Source organism: Flavobacterium humi (genome assembly GCF_004745595.1).
GTDB lineage: Bacteria > Bacteroidota > Bacteroidia > Flavobacteriales > Flavobacteriaceae > Flavobacterium > Flavobacterium humi.
The window spans coordinates 1-17,148 of record NZ_SRLH01000010.1 but is presented as its reverse complement, the minus strand read 5'-3'; the positions used below and the strand labels follow the sequence as shown (position 1 = coordinate 17,148).

The following is a 17,148-nucleotide window of genomic DNA, read 5'->3' as shown; positions in this document are numbered from 1 at the left end:
ATTTGAAGGTTTAAAAAATTTATCCTTTCAACAAATTAACACTCACTGTGGCATAATCCGTATTGGGGAATTTCTTAAAATAAGCGGGTTCCGGTTGCAGTCCGGCTTCCGCGGCGATTTTAGTAAACACTTCGATTTCAACTATATACTGATCCGAAAAACCATGTGTGGCATCATACGCTGTTGCTGCTGTCCTGCCCAGGTGCGCTGCTGTAAGCTGTGGTGCAACCGTATGGAGTTCAATCATAAGAAGCCCGTATTTGTGTACAAAAGGCGCCCATTTGCTGAAATGTTCCAGCAGGTTATCCTCTACTTCATTATTATCCAGGAGTTTCCCCCTGTGTGCAAATGCACCGGTTGAAGTGCTGATCCTTCCTGCTGTTTTTACTTCGGGTACAGACCAAATACGGTTATGGTCCAGGAAAGTCCTCACATTAAGAAGGTCCTTCAGGTCGATATTATAATTCTCCTGAAGGTCCTGTGCCAGCAAATCCGGACGGCCGATATCACCCCAGATGACTTTGGCCCAGATATCGGATTTGATTAGGTTGGCCCGGGTCACTTTGAGCGCCGCCTGGTTATAATCGGCTCCGACCAAAAACAACGGATATTCATCAAACATTTTACCGCGCAGTGTCTGACGTTCTATAACTTCAAAAATATGCTGCAGGAAAGCACCGTTGCCACATCCCATATCCAAAATACCTTTCGGCTGTTCCTGGATGGGTTTGTTGAACAATTCTATGATAATATCGTCAATAACTTTAAAATACGTCGTGTGTGCCCCGCCACTTCCCCATACGTTCATTTCCCTGTTTACGTGGAGTTCATCGTCATTTTTTCCGATATTCCGCAATAGTGAAGGATTGCCGAACAATAAGTCATCCATATGCTTGAACATCGGCAGGTATGAAACCGTTACGCCGTAAGCCGTAGCTCTCTTGGCAAAGAAAAGGCCTGTTTCGGTAAATTGATAGTTGCCGTTTTTCTGGGTGAACCAATTGAGGTGCGTGAAGAAATCGAGTATGATTTTAAAAACTTCCGGCTCTTTATGGAATTCTTCGGGACGGAAAGAGGTTTCCATAAAATATTTGTGGAACATACCGGTCATTCCCAGGCTCACGATGATCGGCCCTGTCAGATAACCTTCAATATGCATCAATACCTGCTCCTGCAATGCCTTTTCTTGGGCATTATCCGAAAAAACAACCCCAAAATGGTTTTTGTATTTGGTAAAAACCGCGTCCAGCTGATTGAGTGATTTGGTGGCAATATGCACCGAAGTGAAAAGATCCGTTTGCTGTAAAAGCGATACCACATCTTTATACATCGGGAAAAGAGAGAAGGCATAGGCACTTTTGGAATTGGTGCTTATTGTTATCTCATGGGTTGCATTGTCCAATTCGTAATCCAGGAAGCCTTGTGAGGCAAGTGCGCGCAACGCTACATTGAGGTAACCGTCATTGGCTTTATACTGGCTGGCCAAACCGGCCAAAGTGACTGTTTTTTCCTGGAGCAATGTGTCCAAAACCCCGCTTTTGTGGAGGGCATAAGCTACAGGCGCGGTCACCAGTCCGTCTAAATGGGAAAATATGGTGTTTCTGTGTTCTGTTTTTTCGATCATAAAAAAGTGGCTGTTTGCTCAAATTTAACAAAATTATCCGAATAGCAATCTTAATCTTACAATTCTATTTTCAATCCCCTGAAATAAATATAACCACCCGGATTGTTAATGAAATTTTAAGGTACGGAATGAAATATATATCCTATTTTTGTGTTATCAAAAAGAAACAATTGCAATGCATATAGAACAGATTTATACAGGATGCCTGGCGCAGGGAGCTTATTATATCACTTCTAACGGAGAAGCTGCCATTATTGACCCTTTGCGCGAAATCCAGCCTTACCTGGACCGTTTACAAAGAGATAATGTCACGCTTAAATATATTTTCGAGACGCATTTCCACGCTGATTTTGTTTCGGGCCACCTGGATTTAAGCAAAAAAACCAATGCACCTATCGTATATGGCCCTACGGCCAATCCTGAATTCGAGACCATTACCGCAGAAGACCAACAGGTATTCGAAATTGGCAATATCAAGATAAAAGCCTTACATACTCCGGGCCATACGCTCGAGAGCACTACGTACCTGCTTATCGATGAAAATGGAAAAGACCATGCTATTTTTTCCGGTGATACTTTATTTATAGGTGATGTGGGAAGGCCTGACCTGGCACAAAAATCCGCAACCATGACCCAAGAGCAATTGGCGGCAACCTTATACCATTCGTTACGGACAAAAATCATGACGCTGGGAGATGATGTAGTTGTTTACCCGGCACACGGAGCAGGAAGCGCTTGCGGCAAAAACATGAGCAAGGAAACGGTTTCTACCATAGGGGAACAAAAGGAAAAAAACTATGCGCTCCGCAGTTCTATGACCGAGGCCGAATTCATAACCGAAGTATTGGACGGCCTGACGCCTCCTCCCGCCTATTTTGGAATGAATGTCGCCCTGAATAAATCCGGTTATCAAAACTTCGAAAACATTCTCAACAATGGCATGCGCCCATTATCTGCAACCGAATTTGAAGTAGCCGCAGAAGAAACCGGTGCTTTGATCCTCGATACAAGGGCCAGCGGCGATTTCTGCAAAGGATATATTCCGCAAGCTATCAACATCGGTATTGCCGGGGATTTTGCTCCCTGGGTTGGTGCCCTGATCGCGGATGTAAATACCCCGATACTATTGGTAACCGAAACCGGGAAAGAAGAAGAAAGCATTACCCGTTTGAGCCGTGTTGGTTTCGATAATGTCATCGGGCACTTAGAGGGCGGTTTTGATTCCTGGAAAAATGCAGGCAAGGAAATTGATACCGTAAAACGTATTTCTGCGGAAGCGTTTGCCAATGAAATCAGTATTCCGGACCACACCGTTATCGATATCCGCAAAGAAGGCGAATATACCGCAGAACATATAGAAGAAGCTTACAACAAGCCTTTGGCCGCCATTAACGACTGGATTAAGGACATCAATCCGCAGCAGCATTTTTACATGCATTGTGCCGGAGGTTACCGAAGCATGATCGCGGCATCGATACTTCAGGCGAGAGGTTACAGGAATTTTACCGAGATTGAAGGCGGTTTCAATGCCATAGCCAAAACCGGTATCCCCAAAACCAATTTCGTTTGCCAAAGCAAAATGATGAAATAAAAAATGGACATGCAACGAAGATTATTTAGGATTTTCTTCGTTGTATTTTTTTATAATGGCTTTCAATTGGGCTTCACGTTCCGATTTTGCCTTTTTTACCTTTTCCTTGGCTTTGTGCAGCTTGTCGTTGTGCTTTTTGATGTTCTTTTCGTTATTCCTGCTCATTGTGCATCTCTTTTAATTTCGTCCAGGGTCTTTCTGGTATAAATCAGTTCTGTGATGATGGTTTTCCGTAACATTTCGATAGCATCGTTTTCAAAATAGGAAGCCCAATTCGTCAAAGTTAAGATATTCCTGGCTTGCCTGAGCCTTTTTTTGGTTTCGGAAGTATCCCACAAGACTGCTTTTCCATCATATTCCGGATTGTTTTTATGCTGGTATAAAATGGTTCCCTTCTCAAAATCGGCTTCCAGGTAATATAGTTTTTCAATGTCATTATCCGGATAAAACTCAGACCAGTTGGCGTATCCCAGCTTGATTTTCCCTTCCGATTCCATCTGGGAAACCAACCGCCATTTGCTATTGGCGAGCCTTCCCCAATGGTTTGCCAACCGGTACATCCCTTTTTCGGTATAAAAATAACGGCTTCCCGAACTACTGGTAAAATCAGGCTCCCGGTTTGCTACTTCGCTTACCGCCACTTCCCTAAAAACACAGAAGGTATTTTTGAATGATTCCGGGTGTGGTCTGAACACTTTTGGCATGGTTGGCAGTTTGTAAAATTATTCTTTATTTTTAACAACAAAATAACGTATTTTGTGCACATCTAAGAACAAAAAAATAAATAAAAAATCTATTTTTGTAACAAATTATTTAAAAACATGAAAAAAATACTTGTAATTGCATTTTCCGGATTATTATTATCCTGTGGAGGAAATGGATATGAAATTAATGGAGAAATTAATGGATTAAGCGACGGAACCCGTGTTTTCCTTGAAAGGCAAGATCCTGAAAAAGGAGTTGTTCCTGTAGATACCGTAAAAATCGAAAAAGGTAAATTTACTTTTGAAGGTAAGGCTGATGAGCCTGAAATCCACAGTATCCGTTTCGACGGCACACAAGGCGGATTTATCGTAGTAGTTGAAAAAGGGGACATCAAAGCCGTAGTGAACAAGGACAGCATCCCTAACGCAAAACTTACCGGAACTTTTAACAATGACGAATTGCATAAATACAATGCCGAGATGTACAAAATTCAAAAAAGAATGATGGCATTCCAGCAAAAAAACGGACCAATCATGCAACAGGCCCAGCAAAAAATGGATACTGTGACCATGAACAGGTTGAGCAAAGAGTATGCTAAATTCCAGCAGGATTTCATGGATTACAACTATAAATATGTAGAATCAACCCCGAAATCATTCTTGTCAGTTTTATTGATCGAAGGAATGTTTAACGAAATGGATCCTAAACTGGACAAAATCAAAAAATATTTCGATGCTTTGGATGCTGATTTAAAAGAAACAAAACCGGGAAAACGTATCCAAACGAAACTACAGGATTCAGAATCAGTTGAAGTGGGCAAACCGGCTCCGGATTTTTCGGCCAAAACCCCAGACGGGAAAACCGTATCCTTGAAACAATCTTTAGGCAAAGCGACCATTATCGATTTTTGGGCTTCATGGTGTGCTCCTTGCCGTCAGGAAAATCCAAATGTAGTGGCTTTATATAACGAATTCCACGCAAAAGGACTAAACATTATCGGTGTTTCTTTAGACAGGGAAGGTGAAGCAGACAAATGGAAAGAAGCCATTGCAAAAGACCAATTAACCTGGACGCAGGTTTCAAACCTGAAATTCTGGAAAGACCCGATTGCTGTTAAATACGGTATCCAAAGTATTCCTGCTACTTTCCTGCTTGATGCAAGCGGAAAAATCGTTGCCAAGAATCTTCACGGTGCCGAATTGAAAGCCAAAGTAGCTGAATTATTAGCGAAATAATACGTCATTTCATATCAAAATAAAAAATCCCCAGATTTGGGGATTTTTTATTTTGTTTACTTCCAAAGAGTTACAAAAAACCTTAAAATATTCTTTATTTTTTGTTTGGAAACCCAAAAAACAATTTTATATTTGCAACCGCTTACGGGGAGATACTCAAGCGGCCAACGAGGGCAGACTGTAAATCTGCTGTGAAAACTTCGCAGGTTCGAATCCTGCTCTCCCCACAAAACCACTCAATTGAGTGGTTTTTTTATATACTGTATTTTCAGGTTTTATACGTTTAAACAAAAAAAAGCCACTATTGTAAGTGGCTTTTTTTATTCTGGAATCTGGTATTTTTAGTCTAACAGGAAAGTAACCTGGACATTAGCGGTAATTTCTATCTCTCCTACCGCCAATGTTTCCCTTGGCATAGCCGAATCTGCGGCTCCTGCTGTCATCATTACTTCTTTATACATACGTTGCGGAAAGTAACTTGGGCTGTTGTCCGATATCAAAATCACTTTACCAACCTTTTGGCTTAAAGCCGAAGCATAATCCGTTGCTTTTTGTTTGGCGTCCAACATAGCTCTTCTGCGGGCTTCCGCCTGATGTTGCTCTAATTTTGAAGATTTGAATTCTACCCCATTGATATTGGTGATACCGGTGTCTGTAATCCCCATCATGAACTCATCATATTTCTTGATATCTTTCAGTGTAATGCAAATCGTCTGATTGGCCACATAATTGTATTTTTTCTTTTCGTAGTCATAATTTTTATACAAGTTGACAGCTGTCGTTTGGAAATCTGCCTGCGGGATATTGTTCTGCTTGATGAATTTGATTACTTTTTCAACAATGATATCATTCGCTTTCTTTACTTCCGATGCTTCTTTCCCTGTATTTTCAACTCCTAATGTAATGACAGCCTGGTCTGGCGTTACTTTTATTTTTCCTTCCCCGGCCACATTGATTTGCGGGATGGGTTGCTTTTGATCTTGTGCGTATGTCATCACGGTAAAAAGTGTTACTAATGTTACTACTAAATTTTTCATATGTTTGATTATTTTGATTTTTCTAGGTATTGCAAATGCTGTGCCAAACTAAATTTTCCCCAGCTTGGCCAGCACAAAAAGCAGCAGGATCGGTACTGCCAAAAGCAATACTGTCGATGTGTTTTCCGTGAGCATGGACGGGTTTTTACATAACGTGATGATATATCCGCCTATTGCGCCTCCAAAATGAGCGGTATGCCCAATATTGTCCTTTTTTGTTTTCATTCCGTAAATGGACGACAATAAATACAGGAATCCGTACACAAATCCGGGGATAATCCCGAAAACATACAAATTATCTTCCAGCAAAATAGCACTGAAAATGATCCCGGTAACCGCTCCTGAAGCACCGATAGCCCTGTAATTATAATCATTCTGATGGAAGAAAAACGTTAGCATGCTCCCACACAACAAACTTCCAAGATAAATCATCAAAAAAGAAAAGCTTCCCAAATAACCGATAATCACTGGGGCAAACATATATAATGTGAACATATTAAAGAACAAATGGCCCCAATCTGCATGCAGAAAAGCTGACGAAACCATCCTGATCTGTTCCCCGGCCCGGATGCTTCCGATGTGAAATTCAAATTTCCTGAAAAAAGAAATATCTGTAAAACCTTTGTAACTAAAGAGGACATTTGCACCAATTATGGCGACCAGGAAAGTATTCATACCTAAAATTTTGATAGTAAATATACTAAAACCATTTTATATAGAATTACTCCCAAAAGCAGAATAAGAAGTATATTTGCTAAAAATTTATCCTATGCAGTTACTCGTTTACCTCATATTCTACCCGATCCTTTGGCTCATTTCAATACTTCCTTTCCGCCTTTTGTACATTCTTTCCGATGGAATCTTTTTCCTGGTATACCATATCATAGGATACAGGAAAAAAGTAGTCCGCGAAAACTTGGCGTTGGCCTTACCGCATCTTTCAGAAAAAGAACGACGTACGATTGAAAAGAAATTTTACAGCCATATGTGCGATATGTTTTTGGAAATGATCAAAACCATGACGATTTCAGATTCACAGATTAACAAACGATACAAACTTACCAACCTGGAAGTCCTAAATAAACTGGAAGAAAAAGGAAAAAGCGTGGCTTTGATGTGTGCTCATTATGCTAGTTATGAATGGGCTGTTTCCCTTAACCTGCATACCAAATTTATCGGTTACGGCATATACAAACGACTAGCCAACCGCCATTTTGACAAACTGGTGCGTAAAATCCGATCCCGATTTAAGGCGATCCTCATCACAACAAAAGAAACAATCCCTACCATTGAAGCCAATTTCAGGGCTAACAAATTAGGAACCTACGGTTTTGCAAGCGATCAGTCGCCAAAGCCAAATGCACCGCACTGGACTACGTTTATGGGAATTGAAGTCCCGGTACACACCGGCGCAGAAATGCTGTCTAAAAGGTTTGACATGAATGTCATCTTTATGAAAACCAGGAAAGTAAAACGCGGCTATTATGAAGGGACTTTTGAAATCCTTTCGGAAAATCCATTATCTGTCCCAAATTATGAAATCACGGACCAATTCCTAAGACGTGTGGAAGAGCAAATTTACGAGGCTCCTGAATACTACTTATGGACCCACAAGCGTTGGAAACACAGAAGATAGCAACAAATGTAAATGTCAATTTATATTGAAAACCAGGATTTTACCATCTCTTTTTCCAGGTTTCTGGCATTTTTATGGATAAATTCATTGGTTTTGGCATTATAAATATAATCTTTTGACCATTCTTTGTGGTTTTTTGCCAAAGATTGGATGCTTTCGCAAACGTATTGGATTTCTGCCGAGGTAGTGGTTGGATGGATAGACATCCTGATCCAGCCCGGCTTTTTTATTAAGTCACCCGACGTAATCTGGCAAATAAGGTCATGTGAAGTGGCTTCATCAACATGTAACAGGTAATGGCCATAGGTTCCGGCGCAGCTACAGCCTCCCCTGGTCTGTATGCCGAACCTGTCATTGAGTATTTTCACACCTAAATTAAAATGCAAATCGTTAATGTAAAAGGAAATAACCCCTAACCTGTCCTGATGTTCCTTGGCAAGGATATTGATGTTTTCAATGCTTCCCAATTGCTCAAAAACAAAGGTTACGATTTCGTGTTCTCTTTCCAAAATATTGTGGATACCCATTTGCTCTTTCAGCTGAATGGCCAAAGCGGTCTTGATTACCTGAAGGAAACCTGGTGTCCCTCCGTCTTCACGCTCTTCAATATTATCGATGTATTTATGGCCACCCCAAGGGTTTGTCCAGGAAACGGTTCCACCTCCAGGGCAATCAGGCACATTGTTTTTGTATAGGTTTTTATTGAAAATCAATACTCCCGAAGTTCCCGGGCCACCTAAGAATTTATGAGGAGAAAAGAAAATGGCATCCAAATAACTTTCCGGGTCTTCCGGATGCATGTCAATTTCAACATATGGGCCGGAACAGGCAAAATCGACAAAACAGACACCGTTGTTGCGGTGCATGATCTTCGCTACTTCATGATATGGTGTTTTTATGCCCGTTACGTTCGAACAAGAAGTAATCGATGCGATTTTAAAGCTCCTGTCTTTATATTGTTCCAAAAGTTTCTTAAATTCCTTAATGCAAAACAGGCCGTCTTTATCTGCCGGGATAACTGCAACATCTGCAATGGTTTCCAGCCAGGACGTCTGATTGGAATGGTGTTCCATATGGGAAATAAAGACAATCGGTTTGATTTCTTTCGGAATTGCCGTAAACTCTTTTAAATTTTCCGGTATCTTAAGCCCTAAAATACGCTGGAATTTATTGACAACACCCGTCATTCCCGTACCATCATTAATTAAGATATCGTTATCGTTTGCATTTACGTGGTGCTTGATGATATGCCTCGCTTCATGGTATGCCATAGTCATCGCAGTGCCGGAAATCGTGGTTTCAGTGTGAGTGTTTGCAACAAAAGGGCCAAAATGATTCATCATTTTCTCTTCAATAGGGCGATACAAACGCCCGCTTGCCGTCCAATCGGTATAAACGATTTTCTGCTCGCCGAAAGGAGACTGGAATTTTTGTTCAATCCCAATAATATTCTGGCGAAACTGTTGAAAATAATGCTCTAATTGAGTTCCTTTTTCTGTTGCAATCATTGTGTTGAAATTTGGTTCCAAATATATGGCTTTTTGTGGAATCCAAACCTAGTGCCACGCAAATTGTTTTTAAATATGGATGAATCCAACAATTCAATAATTACATATAAACAGCTGATTATCTGACATATAAACTTTAATATTTTTTGAGGAAAAACCATAAGAATATTCTCTTCCGGCAAATTAATTTTAACAGGAAATTTCTAAACGAAAAAAAGAAATTCACCTTCCCCCTTTTTAATGTTCCCCCAACCTTCAGGTAAACCGGATTATTATTGACAGGTTTATTTGGCAAACGTTGACGGAACATGCCGAAAATCCGATCCAAGAGTAGGCAAAAAAACAACTTAAATCATGGCTGAGAAAAAAAACCTTGTAACCATAAGAGCAAGGAAAGAAGACATTAAAAATGCAGACGCGCTGGTGGCGTATTTGGTAAATGGTGAAGGAGAACTTATTGAATCAGCACCTTTTAAAGGAGGTGATGCTCAATTTAAGGCAGAAGCAAAATCAATTCAGGGAACAAAGATTTTCATCGCGCCAGCGGTACCAGCTGAAGCCGGCAAACGGAAAATAACCGAAAAAACACTTCTTAAAATGGGTGCCTGGCAACCTTCCGCAAGGTTAGGGCTTAACAATGCGATCAACTTGCCATTATTGCCTCCTATCATCCATCCGCTACCGTTCAAATGGTGCCATGTTACCGGTACATTGACCAAATCATTTACCATTGACGGTATCAATAAAGTGCTTCCTGTGTGCAATGCGAGGGTTCATATCTGTGAAGTGGATCCCATAAAAATCATCTGGCCGCAAATCCCGGACAAAGTCATTACTGATTTGTGGTGGCGGTTGAAGGAAATCATCCGGAAACCAATATCACTGCCCGATCCGGTTCCAGGACCAATCCGTGGCCCGATCCGTTTTCCAAAACCTTTACGGGATTTGACTCCTTTGATCAACACTCGCATAGATGCCAAACTGACCGATTTTGTAAAACGCAGCGAAATAATCAACCAGCAGGCAAAATTACCCGTTTTCCCGCTTCAGGTCCAAAATGCGATATTATCGGATTCGATTTCGGTATTCAGTGACTCTTTAAGGAATAATTTTACTCTTTTCCATCCTTATTTATGCTTATGGCCCTGGTATTGGCCTTGGTTTTACAAAACAGACCCAATTGCAACGGTTACCACAGATTGCAATGGCCAGTTTGACTACAAAATGCTGCTGTACCTTTTGGGAGATCATCCTGATATTTATATTTGGGTGGAAACCTTAATTGATGGCCAATGGGTTACGGTATACCGCCCTCGCATTGCCTGCAACACTTTCTGGAATTACAGTTGCGGCTCGAACATCAATATCCGTATCACGGATCCGCGGGTAACACCTTGCGTTTGCGATCCGCTACCGGGAGCCATCGTATGGATGAAACGGGTAAATAGCGGTGTAAGTATCCGGAATATACAGCAAAATGAAAATGCTTCGGGCCATTTAGCCAATGCAGTAGGGCTCACTAATTTTGCCTCTTCCAACAAAACGTCTCCTTTCGGTTCGTCATTCCCTTTTGTGGTCCAGTTTGGAAGCGGTTTCCCGAACGCATCCGTAACACATTATCGCTGGAAATTCAGGAAATTAAAAGACGGCTACCTGCAAAATGATATCAGCAGTATCAAAATGCTGGAAGGCGAAGTAGCCAAACCGTATACCTATGAAGTCGAAACGCCCGATGGGACCGTTTTTGCTTCCGATAGTTTCAGGCTGGGGCCGATTTATGACGCAGCAGGCATTCCCAGGTATAAAATCCCGCATGTGGAAGCCTCTGATGATGTGCCGCAACCTACCGCGGAATGGAACCAGGATACCGCTTCCATAAATATCAACTCATTGAACCTCTCCGACGGATTGTACGAGTTCATTTTCGAATTGCTGGACAATGCCGGAAATGTGGTTTCCGTTCCCGCCAATACGTTTGTTGTCGATACCAAACTATCAACAGGCCCTTCTACTGTTATTGCCGATGGCTTACCGGAAAACTATGTTGTAAACGTAGCAGGAAAAACCAGCCGTTTTACATTTAAGATGAGGATTGACAATACGAAATGTTATGCAGATGTACTCGACGCTTTGGTAGATGGCAACACTACAGACACCGAATGCGGATTTGGGCATTACAACAACAAAGCTGGAGATTTTGCCGCTTTACGGTTTCTTGCAGGGCAGGAACATGATTTTGCCAGTTATAGTTTTGCAGTCACCAAAGGAAACAGTAATCCGGTAGGCATTGCAAATGCAGCAGATTCGGTAACTGTCCCGAATAACGGATACTCCATATCGCCGGTCATTGTAGGTGGTGTCATCAAAGATAAATATGAAAAAAACAACATCCCGTTGGCTACTATGCTCGGTACCTGTACTTTGGCCGCTTTTGCCGAAGTGCTGCACGTAAGCGCCACGCATACCGACGGAAGCAGGATCCTGCGTGAATACGACGCCGGAGATACTGCTGCTATTGCTATCGCCCCATAATATACAATACTTATACTAATGCAATGCCTTTAAAACCCTGAATGCAAATTCGGGGTTTTATTTTTGCTAAAAGCAAGTCTTTGAAATAATCCGCTGTCGTTCAATGGCGATATATTTCCAAAAATCAGCTACCTTTATAGTGACAAAGGCACCAACTGCCATTTGTTTCTGAAAACCATGAATCTTACGATCAAAAATAGGTTTACCGCTGAACTTCCGGCAGATGCTGATACCTCAAATACAACCAGGCAAGTGGCCAATGCCTGCTTTTCATATGTTTTGCCAACAATACCATCCAATCCAAAACTGATTCACGCTTCAATTGAAACAGCAGCCATGATAGGCCTTACAGAAGAAGATATCCGGTCTGAAACATTTACAGCTGTTTTTTCAGGAAAAAAAATACTCGACGGGACAACGCCTTATGCCATGTGCTATGCCGGGCATCAATTTGGCAATTGGGCCGGTCAATTGGGAGACGGGAGGGCCATAAACCTGACGGAAATCGAATACAAAAACCAGTCATACACGTTGCAGTTAAAAGGCGCCGGGAAAACACCTTATTCCAGAAATGCCGATGGCCTGGCTGTTTTACGCTCCTCTATCCGCGAACATTTGTGCAGTGAAGCGATGCACCATTTAGGCATTCCAACCACAAGATCGCTTTCTTTAATGCTTACGGGAGACAGTGTCCTTAGGGATATTCTTTACAATGGCAACCCCGCTTATGAAAAAGGGGCAGTGGTTTGCCGTGTGGCTCCTTCTTTTATCAGGTTTGGAAGCTTTGAAATTTTCGCTGCCCGAAACGATCTTAAAAACCTTCAGTTACTCGCTGATTTTACCATCAAATACTATTATCCGGAAATCATTTCCGAAGGCAAGGACAAATACCTGGATTTTTTCAAAACTGTGGCTGGCAATACCCGCAAAATGATCATCGGATGGCAACGGGTTGGTTTTGTACATGGGGTTATGAATACCGATAATATGTCAATCCACGGCATAACAATCGATTACGGCCCTTACGGCTGGCTGGAAGACTATAATCCGCATTGGACGCCCAATACTACCGATTTGCAGCACAAAAGGTACCGCTATGTCAATCAGCCGGAAATAGCCTTATGGAACTTGTACCAATTGGCGAATGCCTTATACCCTTTGATTGAAGAAACATCCGGGCTGGAAGAAATCCTAAATGCTTATGCCATTCAGTTTGAAAGAGATTATTCTGAAATGATGCGGGGCAAAATCGGGATTGCATTGCACAACCCTGAAGATACCGCACTAGTGACGGGATTAGTTGAGAACCTGCAGCTTTCCGAAACAGATATGACCCTTTTCTTCAGGAATTTAAGTACAATAACCAAAACGGATACTCCTGAAGGAGCACTGGTTAAAGTTCAAGATGCCTTTTACAAACCGGAAGAAATAAAAGACCGTATTTCCGATACCTGGATATTCTGGTTTACACAATACATCCATCGGATAAATAAAGAAATGGCTTCGGACAACCAGCGAAAAGCCAGCATGGATGCGGTCAATCCTAAATATGTGCTCCGCAATTACATGGCTCAATTAGCTATCGAAGCTGCCGATAAAGAAGATTATTCCCTGTTGGAGGAAATCCACGATGTTTTGAAAAAACCGTATGACAACCAACCTGGATATGAAAAATGGTTTGCCAAAAGACCGGATTGGGCACGCGAAAAAGTTGGAAGTTCGATGCTTTCCTGCAGTTCCTAAAACCACTATATTTCAACCTGATATTTTATATTCTATTTTAAAAACGATATGCAATTCAACACTAACAAAGCCATTGAAATTTTAGAAAAAACGCCTTTAGCGCTGGAACAACTTTTAAGCGGCCTTTCCCAGGAATGGATATATAGCAACGAAGGCGCACAAACCTGGAGCCCTTTTGATGTTATGGGCCATTTGGTCCATGGTGAAAAAACCGACTGGATTCCACGACTTGAGGTTATTTTAGCAGAAAATGGCACAAAAACCTTCACTCCTTTTGATCGTTTCGCCATGCTTGAGGAAAGCAAAGGAAAAGACATGGACCAATTGATAAACGAGTTCAAAACCCTTCGGGAAAAGAACCTGGAAATCCTGAAAAGCAAGCAGCTAACCACAGAAGATCATGCTAAAACCGCGGCGCATCCCGTGCTGGGAGAAGTAACCCTTTCTCAATTATTGTCCTGCTGGGTGGCACATGATTTAGGTCATTTGGCACAAATTAGCCGGGTCATGGCCAAACAATATAAGGAAGAAGTGGGGCCTTGGATTGAATTTTTAGGAATTTTGAAATAACACTTAAAATACTATGATATTACATTTTAGCAATGACGAAAAAGACTATCTGACGTATCAGTTATATATTTCTTCAAAATCCCCGCAAATCAAAAAGAGAAGGTGGAAAAACCGGAATCTCATCCCTATATTCTATCTGGCGATGGCCGTTTATTTCTTACTGACGGAACATTATGTTGCAGCCGGGTTTTTTATTTTTTTTGCGGTCATTTGGTATTTTATTTATCCTATCCGGGAAAAGAAACGTTACATTAAATATTACGAAGCCTTCAACAAAGAATATTTCAGTGAACGTTTCGGAAGGCCAATCTCACTGGAAATAACCGATGACACCCTTATTACGGCAGATGGATCTAGTGAAACCAAAGTAGCCACAACTGAAATTGAAGCCATTAATGAAATTTCCCCACTGATGTTCATCAAGTTAAAAACCGGCTCTTCCTATATAGTGCCTAAAGCTAAAATCGAGAATGTCGATGCTGCCAGGACAAGGCTTATGGTTTTGGCTTCCCATTTGGGCATCCCATACAACAGGGAAGAAGATTGGCAATGGAAATAAAACGGTACAAAAAACCCTGAAGTCAAATTCAGGGTTTGTTTTTTATAATCCGGCAACAGCCTTGATTTCCTCAATGATCCGCAAAGCCAGATGATCGGCCTCTTGCTGTGTTTTAGCTTCGGTATAAATACGGATAATCGGTTCTGTATTCGATTTTCTCAAATGTACCCAATTTTCGGCAAAATCAATTTTCACACCATCAATCGTTGAGATATTTTCTGTTTTATACTTTTCCGTCATCGCTTCCAAAATAGCATCCACATCAATCTGAGGCGTCAATTCGATCTTATTCTTGCTCATATAATATTGAGGGTAACTGGCCCTTAACTCTGCCACTGTCATATCCAATGCCGCTAAATGAGTCAGAAACAAAGCAACCCCAACCAGGCTATCCCGGCCGTAATGCAATTCCGGATAAATGATACCTCCGTTTCCTTCGCCGCCAATAATCGCATTGGTTTTTTTCATTAATTCTACTACATTCACTTCCCCTACGGCGCTCGCCTGGTAATTTCCGCTATGCTTTTCAGTAATATCACGCAACGCCCTGGAAGACGACATATTTGAAACCGTATTCCCCGGTGTCTTGCTCAATACATAATCGGCCACAGCCACTAGGGTATATTCTTCACCGAACATTTCCCCATCATTTGAAATAAAAGCCAAACGGTCTACGTCAGGATCAACCACAATTCCAAAATCCGCTTTTTCTTCCACCACAAGTTTACAGATGTCTCCCAAATGTTCTTTTAGAGGCTCTGGATTATGCGGAAAATGGCCATTCGGCTCGCAATATAATTTCACCACTTCAACACCCATTTGCTCCAATAAGTTAGGAATCACAATTCCTCCGGAAGAATTCACGCCGTCGACCACAACTTTGAACTTTCTTTTGGCAACTGCTTCAGCATCCACTAACGGCAAATCCAGCACTTCATCAATATGAATATCCATGTATGCATCATTGATGGTAATTTCGCCCAAATCATCCACTTCAGAAAAATCAAAGGCTTCGGCTTCAGCGATTTCTAGTATTTTGGCACCATCTGCACCACTTAAAAATTCTCCTTTTTCATTTAACAATTTCAGAGCATTCCATTGTTTTGGGTTATGGGAAGCTGTTAGGATAATCCCGCCATCTGCTTTTTCCAGAGGAACGGCAACTTCAACCGTTGGTGTTGTAGAAAGTCCCAGGTCAATGACATCAATACCCAGGCCGATCAGTGTATTTACCACTAAATTATGGATCATTGGGCCCGAAATACGAGCATCACGGCCTACTACAACTTTAAATTTTTTATCACTATTGCCATTCTTTAAGAACGTGCCATATGCCGAAGCGAATTTTACGGCATCAACAGGCGTCAGATTGTCTCCGACTTTACCGCCTATCGTACCTCGGATTCCTGATATTGATTTTATTAATGTCATTTTCTAAATTTATATTTTTAAGTTACAAATATACTAAAGTTGGAGAATGGCAAAGTGACTTCCATACTAAGTTTTTTTCATATATTTACAAAAAGCCATACGAATTTAGGCATTAGTAAATCGAAAAAATGAACTTTCTCGCACACATTTATCTTTCCGGCGATAATGATTTGATGAAAATAGGCAATTTTATGGCCGATGGCATCAGGGGAAACAACTATCTGAATTTTCCCGAAGATATCAAAAAAGGCATTTTACTGCACAGGGCCATCGACACATTTACAGATGCACATCCTACCTATCGTAAAAGCAAGCATCGCCTGCATGAAAAATACGGGCACTATGCCGGTGTGATTATGGATATCCTCTACGATCATTTTTTAGCTAAAAACTGGCACCATTACTCCTCGGATCCACTTGATAATTATGCAGATAGATTCTATCAATCCTTAAAAGACAACTACGAGGTCCTTACTGAAAAAACCAAAGGAATGATGCCATATATGATGGCCAGGAATTGGCTGCTGAGTTATGCCACGATTGCCGGGCTTGAAATGATCTTGTTTCAAATGGATCATCGCACGAAAAACCGCGCCCATATGCAGGAGGCCATTGTAGAGCTTTTAGAATATTATTCTGATTTAGAAAGCGAATTTACTTCCTTTTTTGCCGAACTTCAAAAGCACTGCCTGGAAAAAATCAATGCCTTAAATAATTCTTAGATAATTATTACAATTTCCGTTTATTTTTTATGGGGTTGTCCCTTCGGGCCGGGCTATTCGCTTCAATCTTTTAGGGTAAGGTGTTCCCTAAAAGGATTTCCGCTGCTATCCCTCACCCGGGATTTACTGGACAAAGGTATTTTTGCTTTGAAAAGTATCTAAAACAAAAAAGTCCTTCACGTAAAGTGAAGGACTTTCTAAAGAAAGATTTGATATTAAGAGGAGGACTGCCTGTGGCAGTCAGGTACGCGAACT

Annotated in this window: 15 protein-coding genes and 1 tRNA gene; 9 read left to right on the top strand and 7 right to left on the bottom strand. The window is 41.3% G+C overall.

Translation table 11 applies throughout. The features are described from left to right. Positions 1–19 precede the first annotated feature (19 nt). Complete coding sequence (locus E4635_RS15415; protein ID WP_135527602.1) at positions 20–1,624, bottom strand: class I SAM-dependent methyltransferase; 1,605 nt, start codon at positions 1,622–1,624, stop codon at positions 20–22. Between the two features lie 175 nt (positions 1,625–1,799). On the opposite strand from E4635_RS15415, the gene E4635_RS15410 reads away from it, so the two are divergent. Further along, positions 1,800–3,215 (top strand): MBL fold metallo-hydrolase, encoded by a 1,416-nt coding sequence (locus E4635_RS15410; protein WP_135527601.1) that lies wholly within the window; start codon positions 1,800–1,802, stop codon positions 3,213–3,215. 21 nt (positions 3,216–3,236) lie between these two features. On the opposite strand, the gene E4635_RS15405 is transcribed toward E4635_RS15410, so the two are convergent. Next, entirely contained in the window at positions 3,237–3,380 is a 144-nt protein-coding gene (locus tag E4635_RS15405; protein WP_135527600.1) for a hypothetical protein, read from the bottom strand. Then, positions 3,377–3,919, bottom strand: a complete 543-nt coding sequence (locus E4635_RS15400; protein WP_135527599.1) for a hypothetical protein — start codon at positions 3,917–3,919, stop codon at positions 3,377–3,379. The genes E4635_RS15405 and E4635_RS15400 overlap by 4 nt, the downstream gene beginning before the upstream one ends. Before the next feature lie 117 nt (positions 3,920–4,036). On the opposite strand from E4635_RS15400, the gene E4635_RS15395 reads away from it, so the two are divergent. Continuing rightward, complete coding sequence (locus E4635_RS15395) at positions 4,037–5,155, top strand: TlpA disulfide reductase family protein (protein WP_135527598.1); 1,119 nt, start codon at positions 4,037–4,039, stop codon at positions 5,153–5,155. Positions 5,156–5,301: 146 nt separating this feature from the next. Continuing rightward, positions 5,302–5,382, top strand: a tRNA-Tyr gene (locus E4635_RS15390). A 114-nt stretch (positions 5,383–5,496) separates the two neighbouring features. Here the strand turns inward: E4635_RS15390 and E4635_RS15385 are convergent. Together E4635_RS15385 and E4635_RS15380 are read right to left on the bottom strand one after the other, a co-directional pair. Next, entirely contained in the window at positions 5,497–6,192 is a 696-nt protein-coding gene (locus E4635_RS15385) for an SIMPL domain-containing protein (protein WP_135527597.1), read from the bottom strand. A 48-nt stretch (positions 6,193–6,240) separates the two neighbouring features. Then, positions 6,241–6,867: a rhomboid family intramembrane serine protease gene (locus E4635_RS15380; RefSeq protein ID WP_135527596.1), complete on the bottom strand. Its 627-nt coding sequence runs from the start codon at positions 6,865–6,867 to the stop codon at positions 6,241–6,243. A gap of 94 nt (positions 6,868–6,961) precedes the next feature. Here E4635_RS15380 and E4635_RS15375 point away from each other — a divergent pair, with 94 nt between their 5' ends. Further along, positions 6,962–7,828 (top strand): lysophospholipid acyltransferase family protein, encoded by an 867-nt coding sequence (locus E4635_RS15375; protein ID WP_135527595.1) that lies wholly within the window; start codon positions 6,962–6,964, stop codon positions 7,826–7,828. A gap of 20 nt (positions 7,829–7,848) precedes the next feature. Here E4635_RS15375 and E4635_RS15370 read toward each other — a convergent pair whose 3' ends face one another. After that, the gene (locus tag E4635_RS15370; RefSeq protein ID WP_135527594.1) at positions 7,849–9,336 is read right to left on the bottom strand and encodes an aminotransferase class V-fold PLP-dependent enzyme; all 1,488 of its coding nucleotides are present in this window, start codon (positions 9,334–9,336) and stop codon (positions 7,849–7,851) included. Positions 9,337–9,690: 354 nt separating this feature from the next. On the opposite strand from E4635_RS15370, the gene E4635_RS15365 reads away from it, so the two are divergent. From E4635_RS15365 to E4635_RS15350, 4 genes are all read left to right on the top strand, one after another. Beyond that, positions 9,691–11,868: an Ig-like domain-containing protein gene (locus E4635_RS15365; protein ID WP_135527593.1), complete on the top strand. Its 2,178-nt coding sequence runs from the start codon at positions 9,691–9,693 to the stop codon at positions 11,866–11,868. Between the two features lie 177 nt (positions 11,869–12,045). Continuing rightward, positions 12,046–13,611 (top strand): protein adenylyltransferase SelO, encoded by a 1,566-nt coding sequence (locus E4635_RS15360; RefSeq protein WP_135527592.1) that lies wholly within the window; start codon positions 12,046–12,048, stop codon positions 13,609–13,611. 48 nt (positions 13,612–13,659) lie between these two features. After that, complete coding sequence (locus tag E4635_RS15355) at positions 13,660–14,181, top strand: DinB family protein (RefSeq protein WP_135527591.1); 522 nt, start codon at positions 13,660–13,662, stop codon at positions 14,179–14,181. 13 nt (positions 14,182–14,194) lie between these two features. Beyond that, positions 14,195–14,740, top strand: a complete 546-nt coding sequence (locus tag E4635_RS15350; RefSeq protein WP_135527590.1) for a hypothetical protein — start codon at positions 14,195–14,197, stop codon at positions 14,738–14,740. Between the two features lie 42 nt (positions 14,741–14,782). Here the strand turns inward: E4635_RS15350 and glmM are convergent, their stop codons facing one another. Beyond that, positions 14,783–16,171: a phosphoglucosamine mutase gene (glmM, locus tag E4635_RS15345; RefSeq protein ID WP_135527589.1), complete on the bottom strand. Its 1,389-nt coding sequence runs from the start codon at positions 16,169–16,171 to the stop codon at positions 14,783–14,785. 128 nt (positions 16,172–16,299) lie between these two features. On the opposite strand from glmM, the gene E4635_RS15340 reads away from it, so the two are divergent. Beyond that, positions 16,300–16,893, top strand: coding sequence for an acyl carrier protein phosphodiesterase (locus E4635_RS15340; protein WP_135527588.1), 594 nt, complete (start codon positions 16,300–16,302; stop codon positions 16,891–16,893). The last annotated feature ends 255 nt before the right edge of the window (positions 16,894–17,148 follow it).